The sequence below is a fragment of the Streptomyces sp. NPDC029041 genome (assembly GCF_040637515.1).
Classification (GTDB): Bacteria; Actinomycetota; Actinomycetes; order Streptomycetales; family Streptomycetaceae; genus Streptomyces.
The window spans coordinates 88,805-111,354 of record NZ_JBEZWO010000002.1; the positions used below are offsets into that span (position 1 = coordinate 88,805).

The window sequence follows — 22,550 nt, forward strand, 5'->3', positions numbered from 1 at the left end:
GTGGCCTCCGTATCAAAGGGCGGCCCGCGCTCCCCCGCGCGGGCCGCCCTTAAACGTCGGGTCCGTCCGTCCCCAGCGGGCCCGCCTCATACGGAGGTTCCATGGCCGACAACGTCACGTCGCTGTTCCGCAGTACCGCGGCACACAGCCCGTCGATGGCGGCTCTGACACGGGAGGGCGGCGAAGGAGCCGGCCCCGTGGACTTCTGTATCCCCTGCAACCCCTACTTCCCGACCCCGGCCATGTTCGAGGACATGGCGAGCCGGCTGCGCGACATCATCACGTACTACCCGAGCAGCGCCGACACCATCACGGCCGAGCTGTGCAGCCTGCTCCAGTTGCCTCCGCAGTGCGTGGCCATGGGCAACGGCTCGACCGAGCTCATCACCTGGATCGACCACCTGCTGGTCCGCGAGTCCCTCGCCGTGCCCGTCCCCACCTTCGGCCGCTGGACCGACCAGCCCATGGAGACCGGCAAGCGGGTCGACATGTTCCCGCTCCAGGAGTCCAGCGGCTTCGCCCTCGACCTCGCGCAGTACGCCGAGTTCATCCGGGCCCGCGGCACCCGCGTCGCCGTGATCTGCAACCCCAACAACCCCGACGGCGGCTTCCTCCACAAGCACGCCATCGTGCAGTTCATGGACGCCATGGCCGACCTCGACCTGGTCGTCATCGACGAGTCGTTCCTGGAGTTCGCGGACGCCGAGGCCGAACCGTCCGTCGTCCAGGAGGCGATGCTGCGGCCCAACGTGGTCGTCCTGCGCAGCCTCGGCAAGAACTTCGGCCTGCACGGCATCCGCTTCGGCTACCTCGTCGCCAACCCCGCGCTCGCGGGCCGGATCCGCTCGATGCTGCCGAAGTGGAACCTCAACTCCTTCGCCGAGCACGTCGTCTTCATGCTGAAGGAGCACGGCGCCGAGTACGCGCAGAGCCTCCAGCAGGTGCGCCGCGACCGACTCGACATGGCCGGCCAGCTGTCCTCCCTGCCCGGGCTGACGGTCTACCCGTCGCAGGGCAACTTCCTCTTCGTGCGCCTCCCCGTGGGCGCCGAGGGCACGGTGGTCCGGGACCGGATGCTCACCGAGCACCGGATCCTGGTCCGCGAGTGCGGCAACAAGATCGGTTCGTCCAGCCGCTTCCTGCGTCTCGTGGTGCGCCCCCAGGTGGACGTGCGTCGCCTGGTGTCCGGCCTGGAACAGGTGCTCTACGGGACGTCCAGGAGGGGAGCCGCCGTACCCGAGCTGAGCAATGGGACCAGCTACAGCTCGGGTACGGCGGCCGTGGACCGGCTGGTGAGCGAGACGAACGGGTCGGGTATGCGGGGGCTGGCCGCGCAGGCCATGGGAGCGGCCCCGGCAGCGGTACCGGCCCCGGTGCCGGCCGCCGCGGCGGGGGCCGGGGGGCCGGGGCTCGTCGCGGCCCCGGCTGCCGCGAGCACGGGGACGGCGGGCCAGGGGTTCTCCGCCGCTCCGGCGCCCGCGCCCATGCCCGCCGTCGCCGCCGCGAGTACCGGAGCCGTCGGTGGACCGGGTCTGATTCCCGCACCGGCCCCCACTCCAGCCACCGGCATCGGCATGCCGCTCCCCGCCGCCGCGTCCGTCGCACCGGCGGGCACGGGCGGCGGGATGCCGATGCCGGCTGCGGCGCAGATGCCGCAGCCGCAGATCCCCCAGCCGATGGCGCAGCCCGCTCCCCAGCCGATGGCCGCCCCGGCACCACCCCTGGCCCCCGCGGCCCAAGCCCCGGCGCCGGTCCCTGCTCCGGCTCCGGCCCCCGTCCCCACACCGTCACCCATGGCCGCCCCGTTCACCGGCCCCACCCCGCCCGGCGTCCCGGCCCGCGGCGGCCTGACGGCAGCGCAGGTACGGGGCACGAACGGACTGACCCCGGCCCCGGCCACAGGCTGGCCCGCGGCCCAGAACTGGCCCAATGCGGCGGGGATGGGGCAGGCGGGGTAACACCCTCCGTCGCGCCGTCCGAGCACCCGTGCCGGGGCACTCGGACGGCGACGGCGCCCGTTCATGCGCTCAGCGCGCCGCAGCCCTATCCCTCGATGTCGAGCACGGTCCCGTACAGCCGGTCCACCTTCAGCCTGATGACGAGGCGCTGTTCGTCGACCAGTTGCCGGAAGAAGGTGCCCTCGTCCTCCGGTTCGGCGCCCGCCGGGATCATCGCGAGCAGCTCCCGGCCGACCGAGTCGCCGGGGACCGCCGTGACCTCGGAGACCTCGGCCTCGCCCTCGGCGACGGCGAACGACCAGACGTCCGCGCCCTGCACATGCAGTGCCGCACGCGGTTCGCGGCGCAGGTGCTTGACCTTGACGCGGTCGGCCGTCGTCGAGAACCGCACCGTGCGGGAAGCGGCGTCCCAGCTGTACACCATGGTGGTCAGGTGGGGGTGACCGCTGCGCTTGACGGTGGCGAGCGTGCCGAACTGCTGCGCACCGAGCAGGTCGGAGAGGGCTGCGTCGGACAGGAGGCGGGGCACCGGTCTCTGGGTCATGCCATCGCCAACTCCGTTGCGGGCACGATTATTTCGAAGCCACGGGGAAACCCGGCCTCGGCGCGTACCGTCTTGCCGGGCGCCGGCTTCCGCTCCAGAACCTCCCACCGGTCGGCGAGTGCGGCGACCCGGACCAGCCCCCGGCCGTGTTCCTCCAGCGAGCCCGGCGGCTCGACCTCGTCCTGCCCCGGCAGGCCAGGCGGCCCACCGTGTGTGTCGGTCCGCTCGCCCCGGACGCTGCCACGATCAGGGCGACGGCGTCGGAGGCGTCCGTGCCGTGGGGAACACCAGTGCCGCCACGGCCTGCCTCAAGCGCCTTCGCGTCGCCTCCGGCGATCGGCCTGCGGCCGACCCTCGACCCCACGCCGCGCGTCCCGTCCGCACGCCGGGTGGACTCATCGCCCGCGTCCGCGCTCACACCGAGCCCGCGCCCCTACGAGCGATAATTCGAAGCGCTTCGACGATCAGGTCCGAAAGTGAAAGAAATGTGTCTTCCTGCGCAGAGTATTGCTGATCAATTGCCCTGTAATTACTGTCCACACAGGCGCAAGCGCTTCGACACCTCCCATCTCCGAGCGCGCCACCTCGACGACACGAGCCACCACCATCGCGAGCAGCACCGCCTGCGGACCGAGCGAAGGTGTCACCACGTCAGCCGATCGATCCCCTCGGCCGCCTCGCTTTCGCGCCGTCCCGAGCCCGGACTCGCCGGCGAGCCACACATCACCGCGCCGAAGTCCGCCACCAGACCGGGGGTTTGTAACGACCCGTCACCGTCCTTGGAGGGACACATGAGAGGGCAAGCCCGTAAATCCAGCAGCAAGTCGGCCCGGTTCGGCCGCCTGGCCCTGATCATCGCCGTGATCGCCGGGTTCCTGAGCCTCGCGTCTCCGGCGCAGGCCGCGGTGTACTCCACCTGCGACCGATGGGGTCAGTACACCCAGGGCACCTGGACGATCTACAACAACATCTGGGGCGACAACGCCGGCAGGCAGTGCCTGACCGTCAACAGCATCAAGTCCTGGTACGTCGACGCCAGCCACTCCGGCGGCGGGATCAAGTCCTACCCGAACACCTCGGTCCGGCCCCAGACGCCGCTGTCGCAGTTGAACTCGGCGGGCTTCTGGTACAACACGTCGTCGGCTCCCGTCGCCGGCAGCGACCACTGGAACTGGACGAGCGACCTCTGGTCGACCGGCAACCAGGACGAGATCATGGTCTTCACCAGCTGGGCCGGAGGGACGGCAGGCGGCTGGGGAAGGCAGATCGCGTCCAACGTGACCATCGGCGGCGTCCTGTACGCGTCGGTCTGGCAGGCCGATCCCGGCTGGAACGTCCTGCAGCTCATCCCCGCCCAGAAGACCGACACCGGCACCGTCGACGCCTCGGCGGTGTGGCGATGGGCCGCGTCGCGGAACCTCCTGCGCAACACCACCTTCGACACGATGCAGTTCGGCCTTGAGATCACCTCGACCAGCGGTGTGCAGAAGCGGTACTCGCTGAACTCCTACAGCGCCTGGTGGAACAACACCTCCGGCGGCGGATCGAGCATTTAGCCGCACTACGCGCGACGGGGCGGTGCGCTCCGTCCGGAACAGCGCTGACGCCGGTCACACCCGGCACGTTGCGCGGGGGCCTCTCGCACGGGCGAGCGGCCCCATCCCTTCACCCCCGGCCCGCTCCACGCCTCACCGGCGTCCGCCGAACTCCCAGTCGTGCACCTCGACGTCGGCGTACCTCTCAAGGGTCAGCACGGCACGCGCCGCCTCCGCGTCCGGCGCCCGCACCAGCGCCGCCGTGCCCAGCCACACGGCACCGTCGTCGGACAGCAGCGGCCCGTACGCGATCAGTTCGTCGCGGCCGTGCGGTACGCCGAGGTCGGCGGCCGGACCGTCGCCGAGGCCGAGCACGAGGAAGCGGTGGCCGCCCGTCCGGCCGCCGGGGTACTCCCACATGGTGCGGCCCAGCAGGTTGCGCCACCGCCGCAGCAGCACGTCCCGGTACACGCCGGCCTGGTAGTTGGGCTCGTCGAAGGCGAACGCGCGGGCGGCTGCGGGGTCCTGCAGGCCGACGATGTGAACGCTGCCGCTCGGCGTCTCCCCGTCGGCTGCGAAGGTCGGTCCGCGGGCGATCAACTCCGTCTCGTACCGGTCCATGTAGGCCCAGTGCGCCTCCCCCAGTTCCTCGCGCAGCGGCAGGGAGCCGGGCCGGTCGCGGTGATAGCAGAAGAACTCCACGCCGCAGACTACTGTTGACCGTCCACCGACACCGATGTCACACGCGGGGGATACCGGCCGTGCGCAGCGCCACCGTAACGCCCGAGGGCGATCGCATCCGCTGGGTCGAACTGCCGGGGCGAGAACCCGCGCGCGTCTACGTGCACGGGCTGGGCGCCACCTCGCCCGCCTACTTCACCGAAGTCGCGGTCGATCCGCGCCTGGCCGGACGCCGTTCGCTGCTGGTCGACCTGCTGGGCCACGGCATCAGCGACCGCCCGGCACACTTCGACTACAGGCTGGAATCCCATGCCGACGCGCTCGCCGGCGCCCTGACGGCAGCGGGCGTCTCGGCCGCCGAAGTGATCGCCCACAGCATGGGCGGCTCGGTGGCGATCGTCCTGGCGGCCCGCCATCCCCACCTGGTCTCCCGTCTGGTCCTCATCGACGCGAACCTCGACCCGGTCCCGCGAGCGCCCGGCTCCCAGGGCAGCAGCGGCATCGCCGCGTACTGCGAGGAGGAGTTCGTGACGGGCGGCGGCTGGGAGGAGGTCCGCGACCGGGTCGGCCCGCACTGGTGGTCCACGATGCGCCTGGCCGGCCGCGAGGCCCTGCACCGCAGCGCATTCCATCTCACCCGCGGCACCACCCCGACGATGCGCGAACTCCTCCTGGGCCTGAAGATCCCCAGCACCTTCCTGCTCCCGGAGTCCGACGGCCCGCTCCCGGGCGTCGAAGCCCTCACGGAGGCCGGGGTGTCCGTCGTCGCGGTCCCCGGCTGCGGCCACAACATCATGCTGGACAACCCGGAGGCCTTCGTGAAGGCCACAGCGGCGGCCCTCGCACCCGGGGAATGACCGGCCCTCACGGAAGGACGAGGATGCCCGCCATGCGGTACGCGCGGTTCGCCAAAGGCGCTGTCACGGTCGCCCTGGCCACCGCGGCCTGCCACTCCCTCATGTACGCCGGTTTCGCGGGGGCACGCGAGAGTGCGGCCGCGAACGAGGACGACATGTGGGCCGGAGCGTTCGAGTTCCTGCTCACGACGGCCGCTTCGTGGATTCTCATGCCCTTCCTGCTGTGGGCCGGCATGGGGATACTGCGGGAGAGCGGCAACACGGTGCTCGTCCTCGTCGGCGGAACGGTGTGGGCGGTGCTCTCCGGTTACTTCACCGACGACATCGACCGGGCGGGCGGGCACATGCCGGTCCTCGCCCTCGTCGCATACCTTCTGCTCGGTACGGCGCTGGCCGGGGCCGGTCCCGGCAACCGGCCGGATCACGCCCGGGACCCCGAAGGGCGGCCCCCCGGACCGCCGGCCCGGTGAACCGCCCCCCGTTTCACAGCGTCACGACTTCTTCGGGCACTGCTTCCACGCCAGGTGGTACACCGTGCTGATGTCCCCGTCCGTGGAGTCCATGGTCATGAAGCTGACCTTGTCGGCCGACTGGGTGCCGGCGTTGACGCGGATCTCGGTGTTGATGTTGAAGTTGCGCTGCACTCCGCAGGGCGCGTAGACCAGCTGGGCCCAGTCGGTCTCGTCCGTGGCCTGCCAGTTGTCGTTGAGCGGGCCGCTGAAGGGGTGGTTCTTGTACACCGTGCTGGGCGAGCCCTGGAAGTAGTACGAGGCCCGCTGGCTGGCGCTCGCGCCCCGCTGGAGGGAGGCGAATCCCCGGTAGTCCGCGCTCGCGATGGCGTAGGTGAAGCCGCCGGGCACGTGGACCTTCAGGTTCAGCTGGCAGTTCCTGCGGAACGCGGTCGGGTCGGAGTTCCCGCCGGCCTGGGCGAGGTAGTCGCTGTAGGTCACCGTGAAGGCGGTGTTGTCCTCGGAGACGGCGACCGCTGCCGTGCCCTGGGGGCAGCCGGAGCCGTTCACGGTGGCGACCTGGATGATGATCTTGTCCGGGGGCGGGTCGTCGAACCCGGAGGACGGGGTTTGTGCGGGGAGTGCGCTGGTGAGGAGCGCGGCTACCGCACCGCTCAGGAGCAGGCCACCGGCCATGGTTCTCCCATCCGTTCGTGGGGGGTGGATCGTGACAGTGATTGAACATGCACATGTCAAGCAGACAGGTGCATGCACCCCCGGCCTGTGACCATTCCATGAAGGGGATGTGAAGAGCGGGAGCGGTCGCATCGTACGCAGGGCGGCAGGGGCGGGCCAGGTAGCTCTCCGGCCATTCACAATGGCGGGAATTCACCCGGGATGCCGGTGGGCGCATAGGGTGCGTTGCACCAGAGCGTCAGAGCGTCAGAGCGAGGACATCCCGAGGACGGAATGAGGATCACGCACAGAGCCGCGCCCGGCCGCCGCCCCTCAGGGGTTCTCCCAGGCCGCCGGTTCCGCCGCCAGCCGCTCCACCGGCTCGGGCAGCGCCCCGGCCGCGAGGTCGGCGACCGTCACGCCCTCCAGGATCCTGCGTACGTTGGCCCGCAGGGCGATCCACAGCGGCAGCAGCGGCTCGGCGGTGCCGGAGTAGGCGAGGCCGGTCGGCCGCTCGCCGCGCACCGAGACGATCGGCCCGTCCACGGCGCGGATCACGTCCGCGACCGTGATCTGCGCGGCCTCCCGGGCCAGCCGGTAGCCACCGCCCCCGCCGCGCCGGCTGTCGACGACACCGCCCCGGCGCAGATCGCCGAGAATCCCCTCCAGGAACTTGTGGGGGATGTCCTGCGCGGTGGCGACGGCCTCCGCCTTGACCGACCCCTCCCCCTGCCGGACGGCCAGTTCCACGACCGCTCGTACCGCGTAGTCCGCACGTGCCGAGATCCTCATAGGACCATTGTCGCCGTGACGCTGTAGACATTGAGCACGCGCACCGTGCACCACGGCGAGCACACCCACCCCGCACGACCGGCACACGCACCTCGCACCACGTATCGCAAGGCACAACAGGAGGCGCTCCCTTGGAGCTCAGCAGGCGGACCTTCCACGCTCTGGCCGGCACGGCGGCGCTCGGCTTCGCGCTGACCGGCAGCGGGTCGCCGACCTCCGCCCACCCCGCACGGCCCGCGCCCACCGGCCCGCCGCCCCCGGTGCCCCGTGCGGACGGCCGGCCGCACGAGATCGGCTTCGACCACTACTCGCTGATCGTCGACGGCCGTCGCCTGGTGCTGTGGTCGGGTGAGATGCACCCCTTCCGGCTGCCGAGCCCCTCGCTGTGGCGGGACGTGCTGGAGAAGATGCGTGCGCACGGCTACAACGCCGTCAGCGTGTACGTCGCCTGGAATTACCACTCCCCCGCACCCGGCCGGTACGACTTCACCGGCGTGCGGGACCTGGACCTGTTCCTGCGGACGGCCGCCGAGACCGGGATGTACGTCATCCTGCGGCCCGGGCCGTACATCAACGCGGAGGTCGACGCCGGCGGCTTCCCCGGCTGGCTGACCGCCACCGAGGGCCGGGCCCGGACCTCCGACCCCACCTATCTGCGCTATGTCGACGAGTGGCTGACCGCGGTGAACGCCATCGTGGCCAAGCGCCTGTTCACCCGGGGCACGGGCACGGTCCTGCTCTACCAGATCGAGAACGAGTACGACGCGCACGTCGACGAGCCGGCCGGGCGCGCTTACATGTCGTACCTGTACGAGAAGGTCCGCGCCGACGGCATCGACGTGCCGCTGTTCCACAACGACAAGGGACGCGACGGCGCCTGGACACCGGGTTCGTTCGGCACCGGCGGTGAGAAGGGGCGCTGGCTGTACGGCTTCGACGGCTACCCGGAGCCGGATGGGGTGCCGCCGGACTGGGGGGCGTTCGGGCCCGGCGGCAGGAAGGGCGGGGCGACGGCCAGTCCCCGCACGCCCGGGTTCGTGCCCGAGTTCGGCGGCGGCTGGTTCGACCCGTGGGGCGGGTCCACGTTCGACGGCAAGGGGTACGCCGAGGCGCGCCGGACCCGGGACGCGGCGTACGAGCGGCGTTTCTACCTCACCAACCTCGCCAACGGCATCACGCTGCACAACGTCTACATGACGTACGGCGGCACCTCGTGGGGCTGGCTGCCCGCGCCGGCGGTCTACACCTCGTACGACTACGGCGCCGCGATCGACGAGGCCCGCAACGCCACCCCGAAGCTCGGCCCGATGCACCAGATCGGGCAGTTGCTGCGGTCCGTGCCCGACCTCGCCAAGCTGCGCCGGGCGAAGACGGTGCGGGCGGCCGACGAGCGGATGAAGGTCTACCACCTGACCAACCCCGACACCGGGGCCCACTTCTACGTCCTGCGCAACGACACGGGTGAGGCACTGTCCTCGCCGCTGCCGGACGCCGGGATCGACGAGCCGGTCACGGTCCCGGCCCGGGACGCCAAGCTGATCGCCGCGCATCTGAAGCTCGGGAAGCGGACGCTGGTGCACTCCACCGTGCAGCCCATGATGAGCCTGACCGTCGGGCGGCAGGACATCGCCTTGTTCGTGGGCCGCCGGGGCGAGATGGCCCAGGTCGTGCTGGAGTGCGCGGACGAGCCGACGCCCATGCGGCTGGACCCGGAACCCGCCTGGGCCTACAACCTGGGCAAGCTGTTCATCACGGCCCCGCTCGGCGCCGGCGGACTCAGCCGGGTGCGGGTCGAGGGCGACGGTGTGGACACGCCGATGCTGGTGCTGTTCGCCGACGACGCCACCGCCCTGCGGCTGTGGCAGTACGAGACCCCCTCCGGCTCGCTCCTCGTCTACGGCCCCGCCCTGGTGCGGTCGGCCGAGCTGCGCGACTCGACGGTCCACCTCACCGGCGACACCATCGGAGAGACCGGCCTGGAGGTGTGGGGGCCGCGCGGGATCACCCATGTCACCTGGAACGGCCGCCCGGTCGCCACCCGGATCAGCGCGTCCGGCGGCCTGCTGGCGCTGCGGCTGCTGCCGGGGGTGGTCCGGCCGGCCCTGCCCGCGCTGGAGGGCTGGCGGCGCCGGGCCGGGAACCCGGAGTCCGAGCCGGACTTCGACGACTCGGACTGGGCGACGGCCGACAAGGAGACGACCTTCAGCAGCACGCCCGTGCCCGACGGGCAGCCCGTCCTGTTCGCCGACGACTACGGCTTCCACTACGGCGACGTCTGGTACCGCGGCGAGTGGAGCGGGGACGGCGACATCGCGTCCGTGTCCCTCGCCTACAGCACGGGCACGCAGGGGCTGCTGATGGCCTGGCTGGACGGTGAGCCGCTGGGCACGCACCGGATGCCGGTGCCGGACGAGGACCGGGCCCGGCAGGGGACGTGGACCGCGAAGGCCCGCTTCGACCTGCCGAAGAGGCTGCGGGAGAAGTTCCGTGAGGAGAGCCGGGAGGGAAGCCAGGAGGAGGGCCGTGAGGAGAGAGGGAAGCAGCGGCACGTGCTGTCGGTGCTCGTGCGGCGGATGCAGCACGACATGGACGGCGAGGCGCTCGACACGCACAAGGCCGCGCGCGGTCTGACCGCCGTCACCTTCGAGGGCGACTCCCCCGAGGTGAAGTGGCGCATCCAGGGCGCAGCCGCACCGGATCCCGTGCGCGGTCCGATGAACAACGGCGGGCTGAACGGGGAGCGCGAGGGCTGGCATCTGCCCGAGTACGACGACGGGGACTGGAAGGACGCCGGGCTTCCCCGGTCCGAGCGGCGGCAGGGCGTCACCTGGTACCGGACGGACTTCCGGCTGGACGTCGACCCCGGCGTCGACGCCTCGGTCGGGCTCGTCCTCGAGGACGATCCGGACCGGGCCTACCGCGTCCAGATCTTCCTCAACGGCTGGAACATGGGCCAGTACATCAACGACGTAGGCCCGCAGCACACCTTCGTGCTGCCGAACGGGATCCTGCGCACCCGTGGTGCCAACACACTGGCGCTGGCGGTGTTGTCCGACGGGACCACACCGTCCGGGCCGGGGGACGTACGGCTGACACTGCTGGGCGCGGCGGCCGGAGGGGTGCCCGTCGAACCGGTGTGACCGGATCGAGCCGTTCTCGTGCATTGCCTTCTGCGGCGGGCTGGTTCACCGTGTTGACCCTTCAGCGCTGCCGACAGGGAGGGGACCCTGGTGCGGAGACGGCGGTTCATCACCGGATCAGTCGGGGCGGGTCTGGGACTCGTCGCCGCGACTGGCGGGCCGGCCGCGGCGGCGGCCGTCGGGGAGACCGGGCAGACCCGTGCGTGGCAGGCCCGTGCGTGGCAGGCCGTGCCGGCACCGGACGGCACACCGGCCGCCCAGTTGCGCGACGTCGCCGCGGCCGGTGACGGCCTGGCGTGGGCCGTGGGCGAGGAGGGCCGCAGCGGGAGCACCCTCGGCTCGCCCCTGGCTCTGGTGTGGGACGGCACAGCATGGGCGCGGACCGGCCTCACCCACCTGGGTTTTCGCGGCTACCTGCACTCGGTCGCCGGGACGTGCGCCCGCTCGGCGTGGGCGATCGGCACCGACACGGCCGGCATCACACACCTGCTCGCGTGGGACGGTGGAACCTGGCGGGAGGCCGACTTCCCCGGCCGGGGCCGGTCCGGCACCTCCCTCACCGGCGTCGCGGTCGACCCGGGCGGCGGAGCATGGTTCTCCGGGCGCACGTCCGACGGCCGGCTGCTCCTGCACCACGACAGTGGCGCCTGGACCTGGCTTCCCGCACCGCCCGGCGCGCCCACGGCCACGCCCTCGGGTGTCCAGCTCACCCCGCGCGGCGACGTCTGGCTGTACGGCGTCGGCGTCGTGGCCCGCTGGAACGGCTCCGCCTGGACCGAGCTGCCCGCCTACCAGGGCCTGCGCGCGACCCTCACGGGGCTTCTGCCGGTCGCCGACGACGACCTGTGGCTGGTCGGCTACGACTACGGAGTGGGCGGCCCGGTCGGCAAACCCCCCGGCGTGCTGCTTCTGCACGGCGACGGCAGCACCTGGCAGGGCGTCACCGAACCGTTCCGCGTCGGCATGCTGAACGGGATCGTCGCCGACGCCGAGGGCCGTCCCGACCGGATCGCCGGGTGGGACTTCTGGGACCAGACCCGGGCCCATTACCTGCGCTGGGACGGCACGGCCTGGGTGAGCGAGCGGGGGCCGGTGGCGACGACCCCCGTCGTCATGAACGCCTTGGCGAAGGTGCCGGGTTCGGACGGCTACTGGGCGGTCGGGACGACCTCGGCCTCGGCGTCCTCGGCCGCCCTGCCGCGCATCGAACGCTGACCGGGGCCTGGTCCTCACCCCAGCCGGATCACGTTCCAGGACAGCGGCTCCAGGACGGCGGTGAGCGTGCCGTTTCGGAGGGCCGTGCCGTCGACCGGGTGGGGGGCGACCCGCTCGGGGTCGTCGAGGGTGTTGCGGGCGTCGGGGTCGGCGTCCGCGAGGGCGCTGTGCTCGACGACCCGCGTCAGGTCGAGGCCGCTCAGGGCGACTTCGAGGGGCAGGGCGTCGGTACGGCTGCGGTTGACGGCGAAGACGGTGACGGTGCCGTCCCCGGCGCGCACGGCGGTGGCGTGCAGGAGGTCGGTCTCGCCGTACTTCTTCGTCTCGTACGTCGGGGAGTCCACGCGGACGTCCAGGACCTGGCCGCGGCCGTGGCGCGCGGCCTGCGCGAACGGGAAGAACGTGGTCTGCCGCCAGGCCGGGCCGCCGGGTTCGGTCATGATCGGCGCGATGACGTTGACGAGCTGGGCGAGGCAGGCGACGGTGACGCGGTCGGCGTGCCGCAGCAGGGCGATGAGGAGCGAGCCGAAGACGACCGCGTCCATGACGCTGTAGTTGTCCTCCAGCAGGCGCGGGGCCTCGGCCCAGTCCCGCGCGCCGGAGTTCTCGATCTCGTGCCACTCCGAGATGTACCAGACGTTCCACTCGTCGAAGGAGAGGTTGATCCGCTTCTTCGACTTGAGCCGGGCGCCGACGTGGTCGGCCGTCGCGACGACGTTGTCGATGAAGGACTCCATGTCGACGGCGGAGGCGAGGAAGGAGTCGATGTCGCCGTTCTCGGGCCAGTAGTAGGCGTGCAGCGAGATGTAGTCGACGAGGTCGTACGTCTCCTTGAGGACCGTCGCCTCCCACTCGGCGAAGGTCGGCATGGACTGGCTGGAGGAGCCGCAGGCGACGAGTTCGACGCCGGGGTCCATCTGGCGCATGGCCCGGGCCGTCTCGGCGGCGAGGCGGCCGTACTCCTCGGCCGTCTTGTGGCCGGTCTGCCAGGGGCCGTCCATCTCGTTGCCGAGGCACCAGAGGCTGATGCCGAAGGGGTCCTTGTCGCCGTGCGCGGCACGGAGGTCGGACAGGGCGGTGCCGGCGGGGTGGTTGGCGTACTCCTGGAGTTCGAGGGCCTCGGCGACACCCCGGGTGCCGAGGTTGAGGGCCATCATGGGTTCGGCCTGGGGGCCGATCTTCTTCAGGAAGGCGATGTACTCGGAGAGGCCGAAGCGGTTGGTCTCGGTGGAGCGCCAGGCGAGGTCCAGGCGGCGGGGGCGGTCCTCGACCGGGCCGACCGAGTCCTCCCACTTGTAGCCGGAGACGAAGTTGCCGCCGGGGTAGCGGACGGCGGTGACGCCGAGTTCACGGACGAGGTCCAGGACGTCCTCGCGGAGGCCTGCCGCGTCCGCGGTGGGGTGGCCGGGTTCGAAGATGCCGGTGTAGACGCAACGACCGAGGTGTTCCACGAAGCTGCCGAAGAGGCGAGGGCTGACCTCGCCGACCGTGAATGCGGGGTCCAGGGTGAAGCGGGCGGTGTGCATGGGCGCCTTTCGGGGTGGGTGGTTCGGTCGTGTCGGGCTGCGGGTTGTCAGTGGCTTGTCGCGCCCACGCGGCGGAGCCGCATCTCGAGCACAGCCCCGCGCCCCTTCGGGCGCCGCAGTGCCGTTCGGTATCTCGGATCCAGCTCGTTACCTCGAACGGGACCGTAAATACGAAGCATCGACGCGTCAATGGTCAGGTCCGGCCGCGGTCGGGACATTACGGGCAGGAACGGTCGTTCCCCGGTGTACTTCGGACGCCGGATCGCATGACGCGCGCACTTTCGGGCGCGTAGTCTCGGACGCGCCGGCAGGCCTCGGCCGGCGCCGAGGAGGGGGAGCGATGGACATCGCGGGCGCGCGTGTCAGGGCCGCCCGAGTCACCGCCGCGCTCAGGCGCTCACGCAGTGGCTCAGCCATGCGCGGCCTGGCCGCCGAGCTCGCCACCGCGGTCCGGAAGAGACCCCGGCGTCCCACCGACGTACGGTCGCTGTGCCGGGCGCTGTGCGAGGAGATGAGCGCGCGGCGCGGCGGACGGCCCGTGCAGCTGCGGTTCGAGCGGTTCCCCGACGAGATAGAAGTGACCGGCCTGTGGGTCGAGTTCCAGGACTTCGACCTCGTCATCGTGGAGGAGCGGGCCGAGGCCGTGCAGCAGCTGGTCATCCTCGGGCACGAGCTGTGGCATCTGCACGCGGGGCACGGGCATCACCACGGGGCGGGTGCGGCGGCGGCCCACGCGTTCGCCGACCGGCCGGGATGGGAGGACGTCGCGCTGGGGGTGGCCGCCCGCCACGGCTCCCGGGAGCGGGACGAGGCCGAGGCCGACGCCTTCGGACACCGGCTGGCGGCGGGGTGCCGGGCGCTGCTGTCCGCAGGAGCCGGGCCCGACGTGCCCCTCGAACCCGTGCAGCGGTCGCTGTACTACCGGGGGCCGCGGGGAGGTGCGGCACCGTGACGACCGTGGCGCTGACCCCGGCCGAGTTCGTCAACCAGTTCTATCCGAACTTCTGGTGGGTTCCCGCGGGGGTCCTGGCCGCCGCCCTGGCCATCAAGCTGCCGAGCATCATCCGGTTGTGGAAGGATCCGATGCTGCGCGCGGTCGGCGGGCTGCTGCTGCTCGCCTGCGCGGTGTTCGTCTTCGTGGCGCCGTCGACGATCGCCCGGGTCAACCGGCTCACCGGGGTGGCGAACTTCTCCGGCCCCTGGGTCTACTCGCTGCTCACCGCGTTCTGCGCCTTCTGTCTGCTGCTGATCATCTCCTGGCGCAACGGCCTGTCCGACCGTTCGGAGCGCACCCGGCGCGCGATGCGCGGGGTCGTGGCGGTGTACTCGGGTGTGATCGTCGCGATGTGGGTGCTGTTCGCTCTCGCGGACGTGCCCGTGGAGCGGCTGCGGGACCTCGACACGTACTACGCGAACACGCCGTACATGCGCGAGATGATCGTGCTGTACCTGCTCGCGCACACGGTGGCCGCGCTGGTCACCAACGGGCTGATCTGGAACTGGGTCCGCACGGACGGACTCGACTCGCTGCTGCGCTGGGGACTGAAGTTCCTCGGCGTGGGCTACGCGGCGCAGTTGCTCTTCGACGCGGCCAAGATCAGCGCCGTGGTGGCCCGTTGGACCGGGCGGGACGTGGACTGGCTGAGCACGGCCGTCGCCCCGCCGCTCGCCTGTCTGTCCGCCGTGCTCATCGCGGTCGGCTTCATCCTCCCGCACGCCGGGCAGTACCTGCACGGCCGCTGGCACGTCCGGCTCGCCCTCCACGAACTGCGGCCGCTGTACCTGCTGATGAGGACCGTCAACGGCGGTGAAGGAGTCCCGTTCCTGCTGCGCGCGACGCCCGAGCTGCGACTGGTCCGCAGGGAGACGTTCATCCGCGACGTGCTGCTGCCGCTCGCCCGGCACATCGACGAGGACCGGCGCGAGCGGTTCCACGACGCCGCCCTCGCCCTCGGCCACCCGCCCGACCTGGCGAAGGCCCTGGCAGCCACCGCGGCGATCCTGGACGCGGCCGACACCAGGAGCCGGTCACGGGAGGACGGCACCGGTGCGCGTGACACCACGGACCTGCTGCGGGAGATCGGCGCCGTGTCCCGGGCCCTGCGGCGCACGGAGGACCTCCGGGCGATCCGCGCCCTGGCGCGTGACCACACGGACGGCAGGTCGCTCACCGGCTGACCTCGGTGGGGACGGGACCCCGCACGAAAGGTCACGGGCACGGAACGTGAAGGTACGGTGAGAGCCGTCCGGATCGAGGCCCGCATGGCTCGAAACCGCCGTCGGCGTGCGGGTGTTGTGCGCCGCACGGCTCTGGCCGGACGTCGGGGAATGCCCGCAGGGCAAAGGAGCCTTCATGGCTGAGTGCGAGGAGTCGCATGTCGCGTAGAGCTGTCGTCATCGGTGCGGGTCTGGCCGGCATGCTGGCCGCGGCGGCCCTGTCCGCCGTCGCGGACGAGGTGGTCGTGCTCGACCGCGACGATCTGCCCGAGGGGCCGGAGCACCGCAAGGGCCTGCCGCAGGGACGTCACGCGCATCTCCTCATGGCCGGCGGGCTGGCTTCCATGGAGGACCTGGTGCCGGGTGTGGACATGCGCAAGCACCTGCTCGCCGCCGGTGCGCACGAGATTCCGCTCGGCTCGGGCATGGTCGCCCTCACACCCGAGGGCTGGCTGCGGCGCTGGCGTCATCCCGGACCGCACATGCTGACGTGCACCCGGGCGCTGCTCGACTGGGCGGTGCGGGGCGCCGTGCTGGACAGCACCGGGGTGGTCGTCCGCAAGGCGCGGGTGCTGGAGCTGACGGGGTCACGGCAGTGTGTGACCGGGGTTCGCCTCTCGACCGCCGCCGGGGAGGAGGAACTCGCCGCGGACTTCGTGGTGGACGCGAGCGGGCGCGGCTCGCGGATCGTGACCTGGCTGGCGGGGCTGGGCGTCGACGACGTGCGCGAGAAGACGGTGGACGCCGGCCTGGTGAACGCCACCCGTCTCTACCGCACCCCCGAGGGGGCCGGGCGTTTCCCGCTGACCATGGTGCAGGCCGATCCGTACCGGGGGCGGCCCGGTCGCAGCGGCATGGTGCTGCCGATCGAGGGCGACCGCTGGATGGTCAGCCTCGCCGGCACGCGGGGCGGCGGCGAACCGCCGTCCGGCCCGGACGCGTTCCTGCGGTACACCCTGGACCTGCCCGACCCCATCGTGGGACGGCTGATCTCCGGCGCGGAACCGCTCACCGACGTCCATGTCAGCCGCAGCACCAGCAACCACCGCCGGTACCTGGAGAAAGTCCGCTTCTGGCCCGACCGCCTCGTCGTCCTCGGCGACGCGCTGGCCACGTTCAACCCGGCCTACGGGCAGGGCATGTCGGTGGCCGCACTGGGCGCCCGGGAGCTGGCCCGGGAGCTGCGGCGCTCCGGCTCCGGCCTGGGCGAACCCGGGCTCGCCCGGCGGGTGCAGCGGCGGGCGGCCAGGCCGGTGGAGGCCGCCTGGACGATGGCGGTGAGCCAGGACGTCTGGTACCCCGGGACGCGCGGGGGCTCGCCCGGCCTCGCCGACCGTCTGGTCACCGCCTACACCCGCCGCATGATCCGCACGGCGACCGGTTCGTACACGGCGGCCTCGGCGCTCTGGGACGTGATGAGCATGACGACGGGGCCGACGCGGCTGCTCCGGCCCTCGACGGTCCTGGCGACGCTGAGCGGGCCGCCGTTGCCGGCGGCGGTGGGGGCACCGCTGACGGAGGACGAGCGGGCGGTCCTGCGGAGGCTGGACCGGACGGGAGGCTGAGGCACCGGACCGGGGGCACCGGACCGGACGGGACGCGGGGGCACGGGCGTGCCGGTCCCCTGCCCCTGTCTCCCGTCAGCCGGCGAACGCGGGCTGTGCCAGTCCCTTGCCCGCCCCGGGCACCACGAACAGGGATCCCGCCAGTGCGGGCGGCTCGGTCAGCCCCACCCGGGCCGTCGTCACGTACAGGTCGGTCAGCCCGTCCCCGCCGAACGCACACGCCGTCACCAGCGGCACCGGCAGCTCGATCACCCGGTCCAGCTCACCGTCGGGGGTGTAGCGCCGTACCGCCGACCCCTCCCACAGGGCGACCCACACGCATCCCTCGGCGTCCACGGCCAGCCCGTCGGGGAAGCCCGCGCTCTCCTCGATCTCGGCGAGGGTCCGCCGCCCGGAGATCCGCCCGTCCGCGTAGTCGAAGACGTCGAGGCGCCGGGTCGGGGAGTCGACGTAGTACATGAGCCGCCCGTCGGGGCTCCACCCCGTGCCGTTGCTGACGGCCACGTCGCCGAGCACGACCTCGGCCGTGCCGTCGCCGGTGACGCGGGACAGCGTGCCGCCTCCCGGCGCCTCGTCGTAGCGCATCGTGCCCGCCCACAGGGCGCCGTCGGGCGCGACGGCGGCGTCGTTGGCGCGGCGGCCGGGGACCGGCTCGTGGTGCAGCCAGCGAAAGGTGCCGTCGGGGTCGAGGAGGCCGACCCCGTCACGCAGGTTCAGCACCAGTCCGCCGCCGGTGCGGGGCTTGACGGCGCCGATGTGCTGCTGCGTGCGGCGCAGGGTGCGGCGCCCGGTGGCCGGGTCGTAGGTGTGCAGGCGGGAGCCGAGGATGTCGATCCACAGCAGCCGGCCGGTCGCCGCGTCCCAGGTGGGGCCCTCCCCCAGCTCGGCCTCCGCACGCACCGCGACCTCGTACGGCGTCGTCATGCCACGCCCCGGTGACCGAGGTGCTCGGACAGCTCGGCGGCGCCCTTGACGGCGAGCTGCTCCAGCTCGGCCCGGCGCTCCTCGCTCCAGCGGATCATGGGCACGGAGATCGACAGGGCGGCGACGACCTGCCCCGTGCGGTCGCGGACCGGCGCGGCCACGCAGGACACGTCCGGGTTGGACTCGCGGTTCTCCACGGCCAGGCCCCGCTCACGGATCTCGGCCAGGGCCTCGCGCAGGGCGGCCGGGTCGGTGATGCTGTTGGGGGTCATCGCGACCAGCTCGGCGCTGTCGGGGATGCGCGCGGCGAGCTCCGGCTCCGGAAGGGAGGCCAGCAGCATCTTGCCGACGGAGGTGCAGTGGGCGGGCAGCCTGCGCCCGGCCGCCGACACCATCCGCACGGCGTGCGTGGAGTCGACCTTGGCGATGTAGATGACGTCCGTGTCCTCGAGGATCGCCACGTGCACGGTCTCGTCGCAGGTCTCGGCGACGGACCGGGCGACCTGCTGCCCCTCGGCCGCGAGGTCGAGCTGCTCGGAGTAGCGGGCACCGAGCTGGTACGGGCGCACGCCGAGCCGGTAGCGTCCGGGCTGGCCGGGCACCGGAACGATGTACTTCCGGGCGGCGAGCGTGGTCACCAGTTCGTGCACGGTGGTGCGCGGCAGCTGGAGCCTGCGCACGATGTCGGGGGCGGAGAGCGTCCCGTCCCCGTCGAGAAAGAGCTCGAGAATGTCGAGAGCCCGGGTCACGGCTGGTACGAGGCGTCCCACGACCGGCCCCCTCCCTTATACGTCTCAGGCGCCTGTGTTCCGGATCCCGGTGTTCGAGATATCAACAGGCGATCGGCATGACGAACACAGGCTAGCCATGAAGGTATGCCCGGGCAATGGGCGGAGCCCCGGTGCACGGAAACCCACGAGCACCCCCCATGCACGTGGTGCGCACATTAAAGTTCCGGTGTGCGACACGTCACACGTGTCGCAGAGGTGGGGGGATTTCCGTGCGTGACATGACCATGGGCTCGAACGTGTCCTTAACGGACCTGAGCGAGAACGTCGGCTCCGCGATCGTGAGTCTGGGCTGGACCAGCCCGACCGGGGAGGGCGACGCCGACGTGTCCGTCCTGTGCCTGAACGGCGACGGCAAGGTACGCAGCGACGCCGACTTCTACTTCTACAACAACCCCGTGGCCGCCGACGGCAGCGTGCAGTTGCTCGGCAAAGAGCCGACGGGGGACGGCAGCGAGGACCGCATCAGCTTCGACCTCACCGCGGTCCCGGCCGAGGTGGAGCGGGTCGTCGTCGCCGCGAGCCGCTACGAGGGGGCGCGCTTCGGTGAACTGGACGACCTGAAGGTGACGCTGGCCGACGCGGGCGGAGAGAACCTCCTCCGGTTCGTCATCGAGGACGCCGGCCAGGTGAGCGCGATCATCTTCGGTGAGCTGTACCGGCGGGGCACGGAGTGGAAATTCCGGGCCGTCGGTCAGGGCTACGAGAGCGGGTTGGCGGGGCTGGCGACGGACTTCGGCGTCGACATCGAGGACGACGAGACGGAACCCGCGACGGAGGCGGCCGAGGAGCCCGCCGCCGGCACCGCCGACGCTCCGCCGCCGACGACACTGGAGGCGGTTCCGGCACCGCGTCCACCGGCCGAGGAGGTGGCCGCGCCGAAGAAGCGGACAGCCCGGCCCCGGACGGCCAAGAAGAAGGTCGCACCACCCAGGCCGCCCGCCAGGAGCCTCGCGGAGAACGAGACCTGGAGGCAGGCTCGCCTCTTTCCGGTGTCAGCGCTCAAGAACGACCGGGACCGGGAGACGCGGGCCACGTCGGTGCTGCTGTCGGTGATGGCCCAGGTGCCCCGGTTCGGCAGACGCATCACCGCTCCCTTCGGCGCTCCGTCCGGCCGGATGGAGACGTTCACCGAAGTCTCCCTGCCGCACGGCGACACACCCCGGCGCCCGGACGGGGTGATCCGCGTCGAGCGCGCCGGCAAGCTGTGGACGGCACTCGTCGAGACCAAGACCAACGGCAACCCCCTCAAGTCCGACCAGGTGCAGGCCTACATGGACATCGCGGCCCGGCGTGGCTACGAGGCCGTGATCACCCTGTCGAACGATGTGGCGCTGGAGGGCAGCCCCCTGGTCGACGTGAAAATCGACCGGCGGCGCAAGCACCAGGTGGCGCTCTGGCACCTGTCGTGGGCCGAAGTGGCCCATCAGGCCCAGATGCTCATCCGGCACGAGGGCGTCGGCAACGCGGCGCGCACCTGGCTGCTCCAGGATCTGCTGCACTACCTCCAGCACGACAACTCCGGCTGTCACGGCTTCCAGAACATGGGCGCGGCCTGGGTGCCCGTACGCAGCGGGATCGGTGACGAGACCCTCTGCCAAGGCGACCCGCGCGCCCTGGAGGTCGTGGAGAGCTGGGAACGGCTCATCCGGCAGGTGTGCCTGCGGCTCGGGGGCGAGCTCGGGCAGAAGGTGCTGCCCGCCCAGCGCACCCGGCGTGGTACCGACCCTGGGGCCCGCCGCGCCCGCCTGGCCGACCAACTGTGCGTGGAAGGCCGGCTCCAGGCGGAGTTGCGTGTCGAGGGCGCGCCCGGTCTGCTCACCATCAGCGCCGATCTGCGGACCGCCAAGCTGCGCACGTCGGTGGAGATCCCCGCACCCGAGCAGGGCTATCCCCTGACCTGGGCCAAACGCCTGGTCCGCCGCCTCGCCGAGGCACCGGCGGACTTGCACGTGGAGACGCTGGTGGAGGGCGAGACGGGCGGCCCGCGGGGCACTCTGGAGCGGCTGCGTCCCGAACCCGCGGACCTGCTCCCGAAGGACGGCTCGACCCGCATCACCGGATTCCGGCTGTCTCTCTTCAAGGGCATGGGGAGCGGCCGCGGCAGCGCCGAGTCCGGCTTCATCCGCAGCGTCGACGACGCCGTGCACCGCTTCTACACCTCCGTGGTGGTGCACCTGGACGCCCCGGCTTCCGGGCGCTCCGCGGGGAAGGAGCGGGCCACGGTGTGACCCGCCGGGGCGGCGCTGCTCACCGGGCACGCCGCCCCCGTGTCACCCCCAGCTCCCCCCGCAGCCGCTGTGCCCGCAGCACCAGTTCCAGTTCGAAGCGGCGGTCGGGGTCGTCCATCTCGTCGCCCCACAGTTCGCGGATCTGGCGCAGGCGGTAGCGGACGGTCTGGGGGTGGACGCCGAGGCGGGTGGCGACCTCCGGGGCGCCGCCGCGGGTTTCCAGCCAGGCCAGGAGGGTCTCGGCGAGGCGGCGGCCGTGGGTGGGGCCGCAGTGGGTGAGGGGGGCCAGGCATCGCAGGGCCAGGTCGTCGATGAGTTCCTCGGGCTGGAGGAGGACCAGGGCCTCGGTGTGTTCGGTGCAGTAGAGGACCTCTCCGGAGGGGAGCAGGTCCCGTTCCATCAGGCGGACCGCGGCCTCCGCCCAGCGCAGCGACTTCGCCGCGTCGGTGAGCGGGACCGGTGGGCCGATCGCACCGGACCAGCCGGCCAGAGCCCGGTGCATGAGCTCGGGGCGGCCCGCCGCGTCCGGCTCGGGCACGACCATGCGGGGCTGCTCGTACTCCATGTCGAGCAGGACGCCCTGGCCGACCGCGGGGGCCATCGCCTCGCGGGCCGGGCGGAGCAGCACGCCCACCGCGACCTTGGCCGGTAAGGGCCAGCCGATGCGGGCGGCGCGTTCGGTCAGGGCCTCGGCCGGGTCGCCGCGGTGGTGCTCGGCGAGGAGCAGCTCCATGAGGCGGCGCTGCAGGCGCAGGCGTTCCCCGGCCTGGCGGGCGGCGGCCTCGGCGTAGCCGCGTACGGACTGGTCGACCAGGCCGTCCAGGTACTCGTAGCCCGCGTCGACGAGTTCGTACATCGCCGGAGGCGGGATCTCCACGCGCTGGCCGATGTCGGCGAAGCGGCGCCAGGCCAGGCGTACGCCCATGCGGTAGATGGCCTGGAGGGAGTCGAGGGAGCGGCCGTTGAGGCCCTCGCCGCGGCCGAAGTCCTGGAAGACCCCGGGCGGGACGGTCGGCCGTCCCTCCGAGTGCTCCAGGTGCTGCACGAACACCTCGATGGCGCGGCGGATACCGACCAGGGCCATCGGCTCGCCGGAGTCGTCGAGGACGACGGGCAGGTGCGGGTACTCGCGCTGGATCTCGCGGAGGATCTCCTCGGCGAGTGCGGGCGCCTCGGCCATGGCGATCGCGGCGAACCGGCGCACCTGGTAGCGCGGTACGTCGTGCCAGGCCGAGCGCGTGGGGAGGGCGGCTGCGGTGCGGGCGGCCGTCACGGTCAACTCCCCTGCCCTGTCTGCTCGTACGTGATCAGGGGGGTGTTCGGCTGGTCGGGTGTGGCTTCGAGCAGCGCGACCACGCCCAGCGCGGCGCCCACGGCGAGGGCGGCGGCGAGCGCGACGGTCAGCGCGGCAGCGAGCAGTCTCGACATCGCAGGGTCAGCCTCTCTGTCCGGA

The 22,550-nt window shown here is 72.1% G+C and carries 19 protein-coding genes; 10 read left to right on the forward strand and 9 right to left on the reverse strand.

Annotation, left to right across the window (positions count from 1 at the left end):
* The first annotated feature begins 101 nt into the window (after nucleotides 1–101).
* On the forward strand, nucleotides 102–1,958 hold the full coding sequence (locus tag AB0F04_RS04000; RefSeq protein ID WP_362037526.1) for a histidinol-phosphate transaminase: 1,857 nt from the start codon (nucleotides 102–104) through the stop codon (nucleotides 1,956–1,958).
* 85 nt (nucleotides 1,959–2,043) lie between these two features.
* On the opposite strand, the gene AB0F04_RS04005 is transcribed toward AB0F04_RS04000, so the two are convergent.
* The gene (locus tag AB0F04_RS04005) at nucleotides 2,044–2,502 is read right to left on the reverse strand and encodes a TIGR03618 family F420-dependent PPOX class oxidoreductase (protein ID WP_362037528.1); all 459 of its coding nucleotides are present in this window, start codon (nucleotides 2,500–2,502) and stop codon (nucleotides 2,044–2,046) included.
* Between the two features lie 791 nt (nucleotides 2,503–3,293).
* Between AB0F04_RS04005 and AB0F04_RS04010 the strand changes: the two genes are divergently transcribed.
* The gene (locus AB0F04_RS04010) at nucleotides 3,294–4,058 is read left to right on the forward strand and encodes a hypothetical protein (protein ID WP_362037529.1); all 765 of its coding nucleotides are present in this window, start codon (nucleotides 3,294–3,296) and stop codon (nucleotides 4,056–4,058) included.
* Between the two features lie 132 nt (nucleotides 4,059–4,190).
* Here the strand turns inward: AB0F04_RS04010 and AB0F04_RS04015 are convergent, their stop codons facing one another.
* Nucleotides 4,191–4,739 (reverse strand): YciI family protein, encoded by a 549-nt coding sequence (locus AB0F04_RS04015; protein WP_362037531.1) that lies wholly within the window; start codon nucleotides 4,737–4,739, stop codon nucleotides 4,191–4,193.
* 59 nt (nucleotides 4,740–4,798) lie between these two features.
* Here AB0F04_RS04015 and AB0F04_RS04020 point away from each other — a divergent pair, with 59 nt between their 5' ends.
* Together AB0F04_RS04020 and AB0F04_RS04025 are read left to right on the forward strand one after the other, a co-directional pair.
* Nucleotides 4,799–5,575 carry an alpha/beta hydrolase gene (locus tag AB0F04_RS04020; RefSeq protein ID WP_362037533.1) on the forward strand — a complete coding sequence of 259 codons (777 nt, stop codon included), beginning with the start codon at nucleotides 4,799–4,801 and terminating at the stop codon, nucleotides 5,573–5,575.
* A gap of 23 nt (nucleotides 5,576–5,598) precedes the next feature.
* On the forward strand, nucleotides 5,599–6,045 hold the full coding sequence (locus AB0F04_RS04025) for a hypothetical protein (RefSeq protein ID WP_362037534.1): 447 nt from the start codon (nucleotides 5,599–5,601) through the stop codon (nucleotides 6,043–6,045).
* 21 nt (nucleotides 6,046–6,066) lie between these two features.
* Here AB0F04_RS04025 and AB0F04_RS04030 read toward each other — a convergent pair whose 3' ends face one another.
* The gene (locus tag AB0F04_RS04030; RefSeq protein WP_362037536.1) at nucleotides 6,067–6,720 is read right to left on the reverse strand and encodes a DUF4360 domain-containing protein; all 654 of its coding nucleotides are present in this window, start codon (nucleotides 6,718–6,720) and stop codon (nucleotides 6,067–6,069) included.
* A gap of 312 nt (nucleotides 6,721–7,032) precedes the next feature.
* Nucleotides 7,033–7,491: an Rrf2 family transcriptional regulator gene (locus tag AB0F04_RS04035; protein ID WP_362037538.1), complete on the reverse strand. Its 459-nt coding sequence runs from the start codon at nucleotides 7,489–7,491 to the stop codon at nucleotides 7,033–7,035.
* Between the two features lie 131 nt (nucleotides 7,492–7,622).
* Between AB0F04_RS04035 and AB0F04_RS04040 the strand changes: the two genes are divergently transcribed.
* Together AB0F04_RS04040 and AB0F04_RS04045 are read left to right on the forward strand one after the other, a co-directional pair.
* Nucleotides 7,623–10,631, forward strand: coding sequence for a beta-galactosidase (locus tag AB0F04_RS04040; RefSeq protein ID WP_362037540.1), 3,009 nt, complete (start codon nucleotides 7,623–7,625; stop codon nucleotides 10,629–10,631).
* Between the two features lie 90 nt (nucleotides 10,632–10,721).
* Nucleotides 10,722–11,846, forward strand: coding sequence for a hypothetical protein (locus AB0F04_RS04045; RefSeq protein WP_362037542.1), 1,125 nt, complete (start codon nucleotides 10,722–10,724; stop codon nucleotides 11,844–11,846).
* A 14-nt stretch (nucleotides 11,847–11,860) separates the two neighbouring features.
* Here the strand turns inward: AB0F04_RS04045 and AB0F04_RS04050 are convergent, their stop codons facing one another.
* Complete coding sequence (locus tag AB0F04_RS04050) at nucleotides 11,861–13,372, reverse strand: alpha-N-arabinofuranosidase (RefSeq protein WP_362037543.1); 1,512 nt, start codon at nucleotides 13,370–13,372, stop codon at nucleotides 11,861–11,863.
* Nucleotides 13,373–13,712: 340 nt separating this feature from the next.
* Between AB0F04_RS04050 and AB0F04_RS04055 the strand changes: the two genes are divergently transcribed.
* The 3 genes from AB0F04_RS04055 to AB0F04_RS04065 all read left to right on the forward strand — a co-directional run bounded on the left by AB0F04_RS04055 (nucleotide 13,713) and on the right by AB0F04_RS04065 (nucleotide 17,154).
* Nucleotides 13,713–14,324, forward strand: a complete 612-nt coding sequence (locus AB0F04_RS04055) for a toxin-antitoxin system, toxin component family protein (protein ID WP_362037545.1) — start codon at nucleotides 13,713–13,715, stop codon at nucleotides 14,322–14,324.
* On the forward strand, nucleotides 14,321–15,550 hold the full coding sequence (locus tag AB0F04_RS04060) for a DUF6545 domain-containing protein (protein ID WP_362037547.1): 1,230 nt from the start codon (nucleotides 14,321–14,323) through the stop codon (nucleotides 15,548–15,550). The genes AB0F04_RS04055 and AB0F04_RS04060 overlap by 4 nt, the downstream gene beginning before the upstream one ends.
* A gap of 197 nt (nucleotides 15,551–15,747) precedes the next feature.
* Nucleotides 15,748–17,154: an FAD-dependent monooxygenase gene (locus AB0F04_RS04065; protein WP_362037549.1), complete on the forward strand. Its 1,407-nt coding sequence runs from the start codon at nucleotides 15,748–15,750 to the stop codon at nucleotides 17,152–17,154.
* Nucleotides 17,155–17,229: 75 nt separating this feature from the next.
* On the opposite strand, the gene AB0F04_RS04070 is transcribed toward AB0F04_RS04065, so the two are convergent.
* Both AB0F04_RS04070 and AB0F04_RS04075 read right to left on the reverse strand, forming a co-directional pair.
* Complete coding sequence (locus tag AB0F04_RS04070; RefSeq protein WP_362037551.1) at nucleotides 17,230–18,078, reverse strand: SMP-30/gluconolactonase/LRE family protein; 849 nt, start codon at nucleotides 18,076–18,078, stop codon at nucleotides 17,230–17,232.
* Nucleotides 18,075–18,848, reverse strand: coding sequence for an IclR family transcriptional regulator (locus AB0F04_RS04075; RefSeq protein ID WP_362037552.1), 774 nt, complete (start codon nucleotides 18,846–18,848; stop codon nucleotides 18,075–18,077). Before AB0F04_RS04075 ends, AB0F04_RS04070 begins: the two co-directional genes overlap by 4 nt.
* A gap of 239 nt (nucleotides 18,849–19,087) precedes the next feature.
* On the opposite strand from AB0F04_RS04075, the gene AB0F04_RS04080 reads away from it, so the two are divergent.
* Complete coding sequence (locus AB0F04_RS04080) at nucleotides 19,088–21,097, forward strand: TerD family protein (RefSeq protein WP_362038644.1); 2,010 nt, start codon at nucleotides 19,088–19,090, stop codon at nucleotides 21,095–21,097.
* Between the two features lie 19 nt (nucleotides 21,098–21,116).
* Here AB0F04_RS04080 and AB0F04_RS04085 read toward each other — a convergent pair whose 3' ends face one another.
* Together AB0F04_RS04085 and AB0F04_RS04090 are read right to left on the reverse strand one after the other, a co-directional pair.
* Nucleotides 21,117–22,370, reverse strand: coding sequence for a helix-turn-helix domain-containing protein (locus AB0F04_RS04085; protein WP_362037554.1), 1,254 nt, complete (start codon nucleotides 22,368–22,370; stop codon nucleotides 21,117–21,119).
* Between the two features lie 2 nt (nucleotides 22,371–22,372).
* Nucleotides 22,373–22,525: a hypothetical protein gene (locus AB0F04_RS04090; RefSeq protein ID WP_167533774.1), complete on the reverse strand. Its 153-nt coding sequence runs from the start codon at nucleotides 22,523–22,525 to the stop codon at nucleotides 22,373–22,375.
* Nucleotides 22,526–22,550 lie beyond the last annotated feature (25 nt).